This window comes from Corallococcus sp. AB032C (assembly GCF_003668935.1).
Taxonomy (GTDB): domain Bacteria; phylum Myxococcota; class Myxococcia; order Myxococcales; family Myxococcaceae; genus Corallococcus; species Corallococcus exiguus.
The window spans coordinates 26,566-40,057 of record NZ_RAWP01000026.1 but is presented as its reverse complement, the minus strand read 5'-3'; the positions used below and the strand labels follow the sequence as shown (position 1 = coordinate 40,057).

The 13,492-nt window shown below is 73.9% G+C and carries 9 protein-coding genes; 6 read left to right on the top strand and 3 right to left on the bottom strand.

Going from position 1 to position 13,492, the window contains the following annotated elements:
* Window positions 1–16: 16 nt before the first annotated feature.
* Complete coding sequence (locus D7X99_RS14030) at window positions 17–2,902, bottom strand: PAS domain-containing protein (RefSeq protein ID WP_121778252.1); 2,886 nt, start codon at window positions 2,900–2,902, stop codon at window positions 17–19.
* A gap of 184 nt (window positions 2,903–3,086) precedes the next feature.
* Between D7X99_RS14030 and D7X99_RS14025 the strand changes: the two genes are divergently transcribed.
* On the top strand, window positions 3,087–3,467 hold the full coding sequence (locus D7X99_RS14025) for a response regulator (protein ID WP_121778251.1): 381 nt from the start codon (window positions 3,087–3,089) through the stop codon (window positions 3,465–3,467).
* 10 nt (window positions 3,468–3,477) lie between these two features.
* On the opposite strand, the gene D7X99_RS14020 is transcribed toward D7X99_RS14025, so the two are convergent.
* Complete coding sequence (locus D7X99_RS14020; RefSeq protein ID WP_158627008.1) at window positions 3,478–3,873, bottom strand: response regulator; 396 nt, start codon at window positions 3,871–3,873, stop codon at window positions 3,478–3,480.
* Between the two features lie 80 nt (window positions 3,874–3,953).
* Window positions 3,954–5,498, bottom strand: coding sequence for a response regulator (locus D7X99_RS14015; RefSeq protein WP_158627007.1), 1,545 nt, complete (start codon window positions 5,496–5,498; stop codon window positions 3,954–3,956).
* Between the two features lie 202 nt (window positions 5,499–5,700).
* Here D7X99_RS14015 and D7X99_RS14010 point away from each other — a divergent pair, with 202 nt between their 5' ends.
* Genes D7X99_RS14010 through D7X99_RS13990 form a run of 5 tightly spaced genes read left to right on the top strand, consistent with a single transcriptional unit; the run spans window position 5,701 to window position 13,492 of the window.
* A complete protein-coding gene (locus D7X99_RS14010; RefSeq protein ID WP_121778248.1) occupies window positions 5,701–6,093 on the top strand; it encodes a response regulator in 393 nt (130 codons plus the stop codon).
* Window positions 6,090–8,162, top strand: coding sequence for a chemotaxis protein CheA (locus D7X99_RS14005; RefSeq protein WP_121778247.1), 2,073 nt, complete (start codon window positions 6,090–6,092; stop codon window positions 8,160–8,162). Before D7X99_RS14010 ends, D7X99_RS14005 begins: the two co-directional genes overlap by 4 nt.
* Window positions 8,159–8,605: a chemotaxis protein CheW gene (locus D7X99_RS14000; protein ID WP_121778246.1), complete on the top strand. Its 447-nt coding sequence runs from the start codon at window positions 8,159–8,161 to the stop codon at window positions 8,603–8,605. Before D7X99_RS14005 ends, D7X99_RS14000 begins: the two co-directional genes overlap by 4 nt.
* Window positions 8,586–11,129 (top strand): methyl-accepting chemotaxis protein, encoded by a 2,544-nt coding sequence (locus D7X99_RS13995; RefSeq protein ID WP_121778245.1) that lies wholly within the window; start codon window positions 8,586–8,588, stop codon window positions 11,127–11,129. The genes D7X99_RS14000 and D7X99_RS13995 overlap by 20 nt, the downstream gene beginning before the upstream one ends.
* Entirely contained in the window at window positions 11,126–13,492 is a 2,367-nt protein-coding gene (locus D7X99_RS13990) for a HEAT repeat domain-containing protein (protein ID WP_121778244.1), read from the top strand. The genes D7X99_RS13995 and D7X99_RS13990 overlap by 4 nt, the downstream gene beginning before the upstream one ends.

Below are 13,492 nucleotides of genomic sequence, written 5' to 3'. Positions count from 1 at the left end.
TTCCAGGCCAGCCGCACTACCTCTTCGCGTCGGCGTGCGGCAGCCGCACCGTGAACGTCGTGCCCGCTTCCTGCGTGGACGTCACGTCGATGGTGCCGCCGTGCGCATGCACGATGGTCCGCACGATGTAGAGCCCCAGGCCCACGCTGCGCGTCGCCGCGTCCATGCCCGGTGCCCCGCGCTGCATGGGCTGGAAGATGCGGGGCAGCACGTCGGAGGCGATGGGGGCTCCGCCGTTGTGCACCTCCAGCAGGATGCCCCCGGGCATCTCCCGCAGGCGCACCGCCACCGGCGTGTCCTCCGGCGAGTACTTCAGCGCGTTGCCCAGCAGGTTGATGAGCAATTGCGTGACGCGGTCCGGATCCCAGCAGCCGCGCAGGCCCGCCTGCGGCAGTGACAACTGGAGGTCGCGCTCCGGGGCGGTCATCCGCACCTCCTCCACCACCTGACGCACCAGCGCCCCCAATTCCATATCCTGGCACTGCACCGGGAGCCCGCCGCCCATGCGCGCCTGGGTGAAGTCCAGGAGGTCGCGGATCATCCGCACCGCGCGCTCCGCGGAGTTCTGGATGCGCAGGACGGCCTTCGTCGCGCGCTCGCTCAGGTCCTCGCGCTTGAGCAGCGACGACGTGCCCAGGGTGATGGCGCTCAGCGGGTTGCGCAGGTCGTGCGACACGATGCCCACCAGGTACTGCTCGAACTCCGTGCGCTGGCGCGCCGCCTCCTCCGCCAGCTTGCGCTCCGTCACGTCCAGCCCCGTGCCCACGAACCGCAGGGGCCGTCCGTCCGGCCCGAAGTGCACGTGGCCCCGCCCGGAGATCCATCGCTCGGCCTGGCCTGGCCTCGGGAGCCGCGCGCGGAACTCGCACGCGTATTCGCCGGAGCCTCCGGGCCGGGCGGCCTCCGCCATCGCGTGCTCCACCAGGGGCCGGTCCTCCTCCAGGACGAAGCGCATGGCCTCGTCGAGCAGCACCTCGCCTTGCGCGGGCAGGCCCAGCATGGCGCGGAAGCGCGCGTCCCAGGTGCCCCGGCCCGTGGCCAGCTCGATGTCCCAGCTGCCCATGTCCGCCGCGTCCAGCGCCAACCGCAGGCGCTCCTCGCTGGCCTTGAGCGTCCCCGCCAGGTCTTCCGCGCGCTGACGGGCCTGCACGGCTTCGGTGACCTCGTTGGCGACGACGAGGATGCCCTGGAGGCCGACCTCCGTCTCGTGCAGCGGCTGGTAGATGAGGTTGAAGTACGCTTCCTCCAGGGCTCCGCCCGCGGCCCGCGCCAGCCGCACGGGCAGTTCGTGGCCCACGTAGGGCGCCCCCGTGGTGAGCACTCCGTCCAGCAGCTCCCGGATGCCCTGGCCCTCCACCTCCGGCAGCGCTTCGAGCACGGGACGGCCCAGGACCTGGTCACTGGTGCGGCCCCAGAGCTGGCAGACGCGGTCGTTGGCCAGCGCCACGACGTGCGCGGGCCCCCGGAGGATGGCGAGCGCGACGGGCGCCTGCCGCAGCAGCGCGTGCAACTGGCTCAGCTCCGTGTCCGCCTGGACGCGCGCGGTCCGCGCCTCCCGCAGCTGCTGTTCGTGTCCGTTCTCCGCCTCCCATCGGGAGGTGACGTCCTGCATGGCGCCCACCATGCGCACGCCCCGGCCCGCCGCGTCGCGCAGGATGACGCCCGTGTCCAGCACCCTCGCGACGTCGCCCTGGCGGTTGAGGAACCGGTACTCGTCCTGCCAGCGCGCCTGCGTGCCCTGGATGGCCGCGTGGATGCCGTGCTCCACCCGCTCCCGGTCCTCCGGGTGGATGCGAGAGACCCACCATTGGGCCAGGGGGCCTATCTCCTCGGGCGCGAAGCCCAGCAGCCTGCGCGTCTCCCCGCTCCAGGCGACCTTCTGCGTGAGGAGGTTCCAATCCCAGACGGTGTCCGCGGCCGCCTGGCTGGCCAGCCGATAGCGCGTCTCCGACGCCTCCATCCGCGCGTGGGCTTCGCTCAGCCGGCCCATCAGCAGTGCGCGGTCGAGGATGCCGGAGAGGTACTCCACCAGCGTCTCCAGGAAGCGCTTGGCCCGCGGCGGCACCGGCCGGGCCTCCGCGAAGCCCACGCAGAGGACGCCCATCAGCGCGCCGTGGGGCCACAGCCGCAGGCCCAGCAGCGTGCTCCACGCACTGGCCGCCAGCCCTTCGCGTTCGAAGTCCTCCAGCCCCCGCGTCTGCGCGAGCACCAGCGGCTCCTCGGCGCGCGCCACCCGGCCCAGGAAGGACGGCCCCTGTGTGTCCGCCCACCGGCCGGCAGGCGGAACGAGGTGCAGGGTGTGCGCGGCGGGGAACAACCTCCGGCCGCCCGCGTCCACGAGGAACAGCTCCGCCCCGGCGGCCTCCATCGCTCGGGCGATGAGCTCCACCAGCGGCTTGAGCGGGCCCTGCGTGTCCGTGCCGGGCTCCAGCGACCGGGGCGCCAGCGCGTCCATCTGGCGCAGGAAGCGCTTCTCCCGCTGGCGATCCTCCAGCGAGTCGCCGGAGAAGAGGAGCACCACGTGTTCCATGGCCTCCTCTATCTGCTGGAAGAGGCACTGAAGGTCCGAGGCGTCGGGCTTGCGCTCCGGCTGGGCGTCCTCCCAGAGCTGGGGGATGAGTCGCCCCAGGAGCGTGTATTCCTCCGTCGCGTCCTCCTGCGTGGCGCCCACGCGCAGCCGCAGGTTGATGTGGGCCTCCTCCAGGCGCGTCCGCGTCTCCAACCGCTCCGGCGTGGCGCCGTGCTGGCAGATGGCCGCGACCGCACGGAGATATTCCGGGACCGTGGAGATGAGCTCCGAAGGCTTCAGTCCCTGCGTGCTCTCCAGCCCTCGCGCCGCTTTCGAGAAGCGCCGCACCAGGACGTCCAGGTTGGCTTCGATGAAGTCCGCGACGAGATTCATGGGCCCGTAGAGAAGGGGGTAGGGGCTCGGGCCTCCAGGTGCAACCGACCCGCCTGGTTTCCCTCGTGATTCCCGACAGGCGGACGGGCGGGGCCCTGCCCCGCGTGAAATCACCGCACGCAGTGAGGGGCAGGGAGGCACGTCTTCCTTGGCGCTCGTAGCAATACCTGCGTAGGCTCCGTCCGTGAGCAGCACCCCCTCGCGTTCCACCATCCTCATCGTTGACGACGAACCGGACCTGCGCGAGGTCGTGGCGGAGCTGCTGGAGATGGAGGACTACACGGTGCTCCAGGCCGCCAATGGCCAGGCCGCCCTGGCCGTCCTCGCCGCCAACAACGACCAGCCCTGCCTGGTGCTGCTGGACCTGATGATGCCGGTGATGGACGGCCACGAGTTCCTCCACCGGCTGCGGGAGGACGCGCGCTACCGCGAGCTGCCCGTGCTGATGCTCACCGCCCACTTCTCCGCCAAGGCCCCGCCGGGCACGGTGGGCCTGCTGCGCAAGCCCGTGGACATCCCGGAGCTGCTGTCCATGGTGGCGCGGCACTGCCCCGCCGCCGCCTGAGCGCACGGCATCACGCCGTCGTGGTGTGCACCGCGATGGCGTCCAGCAGCGCCTCCAGCTTCACCGGCTTGCCCAGCCGTCCGGCCACGCCATGCGGCAAGGGCAGGGTGGGGTGCGCCGTGAGCACCAGCACCTGCATGCGCGCGAGCGCGCCCGTGCCGCGCAGGTGTTCGATGAAGGCGTGGCCGTCCATCACCGGCATCACCAGGTCCAGCAGGACGAGGGCGGGCATCCGCTCCTGCTCCGCCAGCAGGTTGAGCGCGTCCTGGCCGTTCATCGCCGTGAGGACGCGGTAGCCCTCCGACTCCAGGATTTCGCGCAGCGCCTCGCGGACGTCCTCGTTGTTCTCGACGAGGAGCAGGGTGGTGCGGTGTTGCCGAGTGGACACGCGTGCACGGTAGGGCACGGGCTCCAGCGTTTCCAGGGGGCTCGTGGGCCCGGACGGCCGGGAGGCGCGGGAGCGGGGTGGCGTGCGCCCTCCGGGACTCATGCGCCGGCCCGGGGCAGCGTGAGGGTGAAGACCGTCCGCTGCGCGTCCGACGTCACGGTGAGCGTGCCCCGGTGGCCTCGGACAATCTGGTCGGAGATGAAGAGGCCCAGGCCCAGGCCCGACGGAACGTGGGCGCCGGTGCGCGCGCGCTGGAAGGGGTGGAACAAGGTCTCCAGCTCCGCCGGGGCGATGGTCTCTCCCGGGTTGCTCACCCGCGCGATGGCCTGCTCCGGCTCGCTCACGAGCGTCAGCTCCACGGCGGCGTCCGGGGGGCTGTACTGGAGCGCGTTGCCCACCAGGTTGCTCAGCACCTGCGCCAGCCGGTCCGCGTCCCAGTTCCCCGTGAGGGGGCCCGTGGACGTCACCTCCACGGTGCGGTGGGGGTGCACCAGCTCCAGCTCCTCCACCACCTGGCGCGCCACCTGGCCCAGGTCCGTGGCGGCCGGGTTCAGCGGGATGCCGCTGCCCAGCCGGCTGCGGGTGAAGTCCAGCAGCTCGGTGATCATCCGCGTCATCCGGTCCGTGCTGTTGATGATGCGGCTGGCGGTGCGCTCCAGCGCGGGGGGCAGCTGCTCGCTGGCGACGAGGAAGCTGGCGCCCATGCGGATGGAGCTGAGGGGGTTGCGCAGGTCGTGGCCCACGATGCCCAGGAAGCGCTCGCGGAACTCCGCGGACGCGCGCAGCTCCGCCTCCGCCTGCTTGTGCCGGGTGACGTCCACCAGCACGCTGCCCACGCCCACCACCTCACCCCGGGCCGTGCGCACCGGGTGGTAGCTGGCCATCACGTACAGCTCGCCGTGGGGGACGCCCGGGTGCTCCAGCGTGAAGCCCAGCTCCTCCACGGGCTCGCCCGTCTCCATGACGCGGCGGAGGAGGGGCTCCAGCCGCGAGGCGAAGCGGGGCAGGACCTCCGCCAGCGTCCGGCCCGGGTAGGCATCCACGGACAATCCGTCCAGCTTCGCCATGCGCGCGTTGACGCGCACGAAGCGCAGGTCCCGGTCCAACAGCGAAAGCCCCACGGGCGAGGACGTGAGGAGCGCGTCCAGTTGCGCGAACACCTCCGCCTTCTCCTCGCTCGAGCGCCGCACGTCGTCCGCCAGCCGCTTGGTGCGCGCGAGCGCGTCCACCCGCGCGCGCACCTCCTCCGTGCGGAAGGGCTTGGCCACGTAGTCGTTGGCGCCCGCGCGCAGGCCCTGCACCAGGTCCTCCGGCCGGCCGTGCGCGGTGAGCAGCAGGACCGGCAGGGCCTGGGTCTCCCGCTGGCCGCGCAGGAACTGGCAGACCTCCGGACCGGACATTCCCGGCATCTCCCAATCCAACACCACCACGTCCGGCGCCCGCCCGGCGTGCAGCCGTTCGAGCATCGCGGCGCCGTCCGGGAACGTCTCCACCTGAAAGCCCGTTCCCAGCGCGGTCTTGATGAAGCGCGCCTCGCTGGCGCTGTCGTCCACCACCCAGACACACGGTGCGTGCTCCAGTGGGAGTGGAGGCGGGCCCGGCGGGTGGGGGAAGGAGGCGTCGGGCGGAGGAGGCGGGCGCATGGATGGGATTCGGTCCCCGGTGCGGAAAGACAGGAGGGCGCAGGGTGCCGGATGTGCGGGCAGCCGTGGCGCTTCGTCGCCCGCCGTGGCACATCGTCCAAGGCGGGCGTGGACCAGCCAACGTTCAACGCGCGCCGGATGACTCATTTCTTTCAGCGGATCGGAATCGATCTAGCTTGGCCGGTCGTTTCCAGAGGACGCCATGCCCGAGGTACTCGTCGTCGATGACAGCAAGGTGATGCGCGACATGGTGGTCGCCTGCCTGCGGCCCTATCCGGACAGCCACTTCACCCAGGCGTCCAGCGGGTTGGAGGCCATCGAGCAGCTGTCGCTCAAGCCGTACGACCTGCTCGTGCTGGACCTCAACATGCCGGACATCGGTGGCATCGAGGTGGTGGAGTTCGTGCGCGGACAGGACCACCTGCGCAACCTGCCCATCATCATCGTCACCACGCGTGGCGACGAGGCGTCCCGTGAGCGCGCGTTGCAGGCCGGCGCGGACCGCTTCATGACCAAGCCCTTCACGCCGGACTCCATCCAGGGCGCCGCCCGGGCCCTTCTGGAGAAGACCCCGGCCGAGGCGCCGCGCGGGTGACGGGAACCGGGGAGTTCGCGGAGTTCCTCCCCGCGTACCTGGCGGAGGCGGATGAGCTGCTTGCCTCCGCGCAGAAGGACCTGCTCGCGGTGGAGGAGGCCGTTCGCAAGGGGCAGGCCCAGCCCCGCGCGGTGCGCGAGTTGTTCCGCGCGCTGCACACGCTCAAGGGCCTGTCCGCCATGGTGGACGTGGAGCCCGTCGTCTCCGTGGCGCACTGGATGGAGGCGTCGCTGCGGCTGGCGGATCAGGCCGGCGGCCGGCTGCCCGAGTCCAGCGTGGAGCCGCTGGTGGAGGGCTTGCGCGCCATCGAGCTGCGCGTGCGGCAGCTGGGCGCCGGGAAGACGGCGTCGCCCGCGCCCGCGAACCTGCTGGAGCGGCTGGAGGCGCTGGGGCCGCAGGTGCGGGACGCGGCCCCCAAGCGGTCCCGGCCCGTGAGGCTGGACGCGGAGGCCGCGTTCGCCTCCCGCCTGACCCCGTCCGAGCGTGAGCAGCTGGAGGGCGGGCTCGCCGGAGGCCAGCGCGCGCTGCGGCTGGACTTCGTGCCGTCGTCGGAGCGCGCCGCGAAGGGCTTCAACATCAACACCGTGCGCGAGCGCATGGCGAAGCTCGCGGACATCGTGAAGGTGCTGCCCCTGTCCGGCGCCGCCGCGGGGGGCGCGTCGCTCGCGTTCGCGCTGCTGCTCATCACCCGCGCGGAGGACGCCGTGCTGCTGGACGCCGTGGGCGGTGCTCCCGCCACGGTGCGCTCGCTGGAGGCCGCCGGACCCGCCGAGCCGGCGCCCGAGGACGGGGTCCCGGGTGGCGCGGCGGGCGTGCCCGGTCCCGCCGTCCTGGAGGAAGACCTGGACGAGCCGGAGGTGCGCCGGGGCGGTGGCCTGCTGCGCGTGGAGGTGTCCCGGCTGGACGAGGCCATGGAGTGGCTGGCGGCGCTCGTGGTCAACCGCTCGCGGCTGACGCGCGCGGTGGCGGCGCTCACCCAGGCGGGCGCGCCCACGCGGGAAATCACCGCCATCCTCCAGGAGAACGGCCGGCAGCTGCGCGACCTGCGCTCGGCCATCCTGCGGCTGCGCATGGTGCGCGTGGGTGACGTGCTGGAGCGGCTGCCCCTGCTGGTGCGCGGCCTGCGCCGGGCCACGGGCAAGGCGGTGCGGCTGGAGCTGGACGTGGGCGACGCGGAGCTGGACAAGGCGGTGGCGGACCGGCTGCTGCCCGCGCTGGTGCACCTGGTGCGCAACGCCGTGGACCACGCGCTGGAGTCCCCCGAGGAGCGCCAGGCCGCGGGCAAGCCTCCCGAAGGCCTGGTGCGCCTCTCCTGCCATGCGCGCGCCAGCGGCCAGCTGGAGCTCACCCTGCGCGACGATGGACGCGGCGTGGACGCGAAGGCGGTGGCGAAGGCGGCGAGCGCCCCCGTGCCGGACTCCGCGGACGCGCTGCTGGACCTCTTGTGCCGGCCCGGCCTGTCCACGCGCCAGGAGGCCACGCGCACCAGCGGCCGGGGCATGGGCATGGACATCGTGCGCCGCATCGTCGTGGAGCAGCTGGGCGGCGAGCTGCTCATGGACACGCGCAAGGGCGTGGGCACCACCTTCACCCTGAGCGTCCCCCTGACGGTGACGCTGATGGACGCCATCATCTTCGAGTGCGCGGGCCGCCGGTACGCGGTCGCGGTGGGCACCGTGGAGGAGCTCATCGACGTGGCGGGCGTGGTGCGCCCCGCGGGCGCGGACGGCATCGGGCTGGTGCAGCGCCGGGGCGCGGCGGTGCCGCTGGTGTCGCTGGTGTCGCTGCTGGACGCGACCGGGGACGCCAGCGCGGCGGGCCAGGGCGCCAAGGCGCTCATCGTGCGCCAGCGCGGGGAGCCGGTGGCCTTCGCGGTGGACCGGCTCGTGGGACAGCAGGAGATCGTCCTGCGGCCGCTGGAGGATCCGCTCGTGCGCGTGCCCGGCGTGGCCGGCGCCACGGACCTGGGCGACGGCCAGCCCACGCTGGTGCTGGACCTGGGCGCGCTGGGCGCGGCGCGCGCGGGCCGCCGCAAGCGTGCGTCCAGGGCAGGGGAGTGGGTGTCATGAACGTGCTGCACGTGCTGTTCAAGGTGGACGGGACCGAATACGCGATACCCGCGGCGGACGTGGTGCAGATGGAGTCCTTCACCGGCGCGACGCCGGTGCCCGGGGCGCCTCCGCACGTGGCCGGCCTGGTGCAGGTGCGCGGCCGGGTCATCCCGGTGGTGGACGCGCGCGCCCGCTTCGGGCTGCCGGCGGGGACGCAGTCCCTGGATTCACGGGTGGTGGTGGGCCAGCTGGGCGAGCGCACCGTGGGGTTGCTCGTGGACAGCGCCCGCGAGGTGTTGAAGCTGGACCCCCGCACCATCCAGCCCCCGCCACCCATGGTGGTGGAGGGCGCGAAGGGGTTCGTGAAGGCCGTGGCGCAGGTGGGCCCGCGCCTGGTGATGCTCATCGATTTCCCCCGGGTGGTGGGGGAGGAGGCGGCGGATGTCGACGGACAACGGTAACAGCGTGCGGAAGCTGGAGGACGCTCGCGCGCTGGCGGAGCGCGCCTCGCTCCAGGTGGCGGAAGGCGTGGGGCTGGTGAAGTCCACCGAGCAGCTGGCGACGCGGCTCGCGTCCGCGGGCAACGAGCAGGCGGCGGCGGGCGAGCAGGTGCGGATCGCCATCGAGTCCGTGGCCGCGCAGGTGGAGCAGACGGGCACCGCGGTGCAGTCGCTGGTGCGCAGCCAGCTGTCCGTGAGCGACGCGGCGAAGGGCGTGCAGCAGGAGGCGGAGACCAACGCGGCCACGATGCAGGAGGTGACGGCGTCGGTGTCCGGCGTGCGCAAGGACGCGGGCACGCTCGCCTCCAGCGCGGACGTGACGGCCTCCACGCTGGAGGAGGTGGCGCGCTCGGTGAAGGGCGTGAGCGCCAACGCGGAGGACCTGGCCGCCTCCAGCGAGGAGCTGCTGGCGAGCATGCAGGAGATGACCGCCACGGTGGAGGACCTGGTGTCGCGCAACCAGACCAGCGCCGCCACCACGGAGGAGGTCGCCGCCACCATTGAAGAGATGTCCAAGGGCATCACCCGGCTGGCCGCGGACGCGCAGGGCGTGGGCGAGCGCATGGGCCAGGTGTCCGGCGCCGTGGTGTCCCTGGGCAAGACGCTCCAGGACGTGGTGCGCGACGCGGCCGCCATGGCCTCCAGCGTGGAGGATACGGCCGCCACGTCGGAGCAGGTGGCCCGCAGCGTGCGCGGCGTCGCCGAGCACACGCGCACCCTGGAGGCGAGCGCCGTCACCACCGCGTCCACCGTGCAGGAGGTGGCCGCCAGCGTGGAGGAGGTGGCCGCCACCGCGGAGAAGAACGCCGCCGTGGTGGACGCCAACGCGGCCACCATCGAGCAGCTGTCCCGCTCCGCCCAGGCGGTGGCCCGCGGGGCGGAGAGCATCAACGGCCTGGCGTCCACCAGCGCCACCGCGTCCTCGCAGCTGGAGTCCTCCACGCGCCGCGCGGCGCAGCTGACGGAGGAGGCGCGGCTGGCCGCGGAGCGCGTGGGCACGAGCGCGCGCGAGGGCGGCGCCACGGTGGGGCGCTCCATCGCGGGCTTCGGCCGCATCCGCCAGTCCATCGTGGAGTCGTCCGGGGTGATGAAGGAGATGGGCCGGCGCGCCGAGGAGATTGGCGACATCGTGCAGACCATCAACCTCATCGCGGACCGCACCAACCTCCTGTCGCTCAACGCCAGCATCGAGGCGGCGCGCGCGGGCGAGCACGGCCGCGGCTTCGCGGTGGTGGCGGAGGAGATCCGCGCCCTGGCGGACCGCGCGGCGGCGGCCAGCAGTGACGTGGCGAAGATCGTCCGGGGCCTCCAGACGACGGCCCGCGAGGCGGCGGTGGCCACCGGCGAGGGCGTGCGCGCGGCGGACGAGGGCGCGGCGCTGGCGGGAGACGCGGAGCGCGCGCTGAGCACCATCCTCAAGGGCGTGGACGACCTGGGCGCGAACGTGCGCGAGGCGTCGCGCGCGTCGGCGGAGCAGGTGCAGGCGGTGCAGGCGCTGGTGCAGGCCACGGCGAAGGTAAGCGAGCAGGGGCGGCTCATCGCCGCGTCCTCGGTGGAGCAGGCGCAGGCCGCGCAGGCGCTGAACCAGGGCGGCACGGAGATGCGGCGCATGGCGCGGCAGACCACCCAGGCCACCCAGGACCAGGCCAAGGCGCTGCGCGACGCGGTGCGCTCCAACAACCAGCTGTCGGAGGTGGCGGAGAAGGTGTCGCGCGCGATGCAGGAGCAGGCCCAGGCCGCCACGGACCTGGCCCGGGGCGCCGCGCAGATGCGCCAGCTGGTGCAGGGCGTGAGCGCCGCGGTGATGGCGCAGGGCCAGCAGGTGGGGGCGCTGGGGGCGACAGCGCAGGAGGTGGCGTCCTCCACGCAGCGCACGCTCACCGGCATCTCGGAGCAGGCCAAGGCCGCGCAGGAGGTGACGAAGGCCATGGAGGCCACGCGCAAGGAGGTGGCCCAGTCCACGCGCGCCATGTCGGAGCAGGCCCGCGCGCTCAAGCAGGGCGAGCTCGCCAGCCGTCAGGTGGCCACCCTGGCCAAGGAGGTGACGCGCGCCACGGACGAGCAGGCCCAGGCGCTCACGAGCCTGGTGCGCGGCGCGGAGGAGGTGCGCCGGGTGGCGAAGACGACCGCGCGCGCGCTGGATGAGCAGACGGACGCCCTGTCCCTGCTCACCCTGTCCGCCGCGAAGCAGGCCACGGGCGTGGCGGCGGTGGCGAAGGCCGCCCTGGACCAGGCCACGATGAGCGAGCAGCTGGGCCGGTCGGTGGAGGACATGCGCATCCGCGCGAAGGAGATCGCCGGCACCACGGCGGAGCAGGCGCGCGCCATGGCCGTCACCGCCAAGGAGGTGAAGGAGGTGGCGGGCCGGCTGGGACAGCTGTCGCGGCTGAACGGAGAGCAGGTGGAGGGCTTGAGCCACCTGAGCGGCCTGTTGGGCGCCACGGAGCCGGGGACGCCCCGGAACACCAGGGAGCAGTCCACGTGAGCGGCACGACCGCGAAGCACCCGCTGTCGCTGTCCGCGGAGGACCGCGCCCGGGTGGAAGAGGTGGACCAGCTGTCGCGCCGGGGCCCGGCGAGCCTGCCGGTGCTGGTGGACGGGCTGGACGCGCCGTCGTGGGCGGTGCGCCGCGCCGTGGTGTCCGCGCTGGCGCGCCTGGGCTCCGCCTCGGTGGAGCCCCTGTGCGACGTGCTCCGCCACCGCCGGGACAACGAGGCGCGCATCGCCGCGGCGGTGGACGCGCTGGTGGCCGCCACGGGCGAGGTGGAGGGCCCGGTGGAGCTGCTGGGGGACGACCCCAACCCGGCCATCGTCTGTGACGCCGCCCAGGTGCTGGGACGCCGCCGCAGCCGGCGGTCCGTGCCGCTGTTGTCGCGGCTCATCGTCCACCCGGACGACAACGTGGCGGTGGCCGCCATCGAGGCGCTGGGCCGCGTGGGCGGCGGCGCGGCGGTGGACGCGCTCCTGTCCTCGCTGGGCAGCGGCAACTTCTTCCGCATCTTCCCCGCCATCGACGTGCTGGGCCGCTCGGGCGACCCCACCGTCGTGCCGGCGCTGATGGCGCTGTTGTCCGACCCCTTCTACGTCCTGGAGGCGGCGCGCGCGCTGGGCCGCACCGGCCAGGAGGCCGCGGTGCCCGCGCTGGTGGGCCTGCTCCAGCGCGGCAACGACGCGGTGGTGCGCGTGGCGGCGGTGGCGCTCGTCGAAATCCACGACGCGCAGGTGCAGCGCTTCGGCGGCGCGCGCACGGTGCCGTCGGTGCTGCGCTCCAGCTCGACGGAGCCGCACCCCACGGGGCGCCGGCTGGCCCAGGTCATCGCGGGCGCGGACGCGGGGGAGAAGACCGCCGTCGCGCGCCTCTTGGGCTGGGTGGGCGGCGCGGACGCGGCCACGGGGCTCCTGAAGCTCCTGGACTCGCAGGACCTGGGCGTGTCGCGCGCGGCCGCGGCGGCCCTGGGCGAACTGGGCGCGGAGGCGGACGCGCAGATCCTGCAGGCGCTGCGCGAGGGTGACAGCTCGCGCAGGCGGGTGCTGCTGCCGCTGGTGGGCAAGCGCTCCGCGGCGGTGCCGGACGTGCTCTTGTGCCTGGAGGACCGGGACGCGACGGTGCGCGCGCTGGCGGCGGAGACGCTGTCGCGCATTGGCGACACGTCCGCGGTGCCGGCCCTGTTCGCGCGGCTGGCGGACGAGGACCCCCGCGTGTCGCAGGCGGTGGTGGGCGCCATCCAGTCACTGGGCAGCGAGACGACGGAGAACCTGGCGCTGGAGGCGGCGCGCTCCACGGACGCGCGCCAGCGGCGGGCGGCGCTGCGCATCGTGGCGTACTTCGGCTATCCGCGCGGCCTGGACGCGCTGCTGTTGGCCATGCGGGACCCGGATGAGCGGCTGCGCGACGCGGCCATCTACGGCCTGCCCTTCATCGACGACCCGCGCGCGGTGGACGCGCTGCTGGCCGCGGCGAACCATGAGTCGGAGCGCACGCGCGCCACCGCCATGCGCGCGCTGGGCCAGACGGACAAGCAGGCGCGCATCACCTCCACGCTGCTGGGCGGCCTGAACGACCGCGACCCGTGGGTGCGCTACTACGCGTGCCAGTCGCTGGGGAAGCTCAACGAGGAGGCCGCCGCGGACGCCATCGTCGCGCTGGCCAACGACGACGCGGGCCAGGTGCGCGTGGCGGTGGTGGACGCGCTGGCGCACATGCACACGGAGAGCGCCATGGCGGCGCTGCGCCGGGCGGCCTCGTCAGCGGACGCGGACGTGCGCCGCGCGGCCCTCCTGGGTCTGGGCGTGGCCCGGCGGCCGGACGCGCTGCCGGTGCTGCTGGAGGCGGTGCACTCGGAGGACCCGGCCACGCGGCTGGTCGCCCTGTCCGCCGTGGCGGAGTACGACGCGCCGGAGACGCTGCCCGCGCTCCTGCGCGCCGCCGGGGACCGGGATGACAGCGTGCGCAGCGCGGCGGTGGGCTTCCTCGCCACGCGCACGGGCTCGCACGCGACGCAGCAGCTGGTGTCGCTGCTGGGCGACGTGATGCTGCGCGAGCAGGTGGTGTCCGCGCTGGCGCTGCCCGTGGAGGGGCGCCTGCCCGGGCTGATGGCGGCGCTGGAGGCGGCGGACGACTCGACGGCGCCCCTGCTGGTGGCGGCGCTGGCGCGCATGCGCCGGGCGGACGCGAAGGCGGCGCTGATGCAGTCGCTCATCGGCGCGAGCCCCGCGGGCCGCCGGGCCTCCGCGCCCGCCGTGGCGGCGCTGGGCACGGTGGAGGCGCGCGAGGCGCTGGACAAGGCGGCCCACCGCGACGAGGACCCCGAAGTGCGCCGCGCCTGCCTGTTGGCCCTCGGCCGCTAG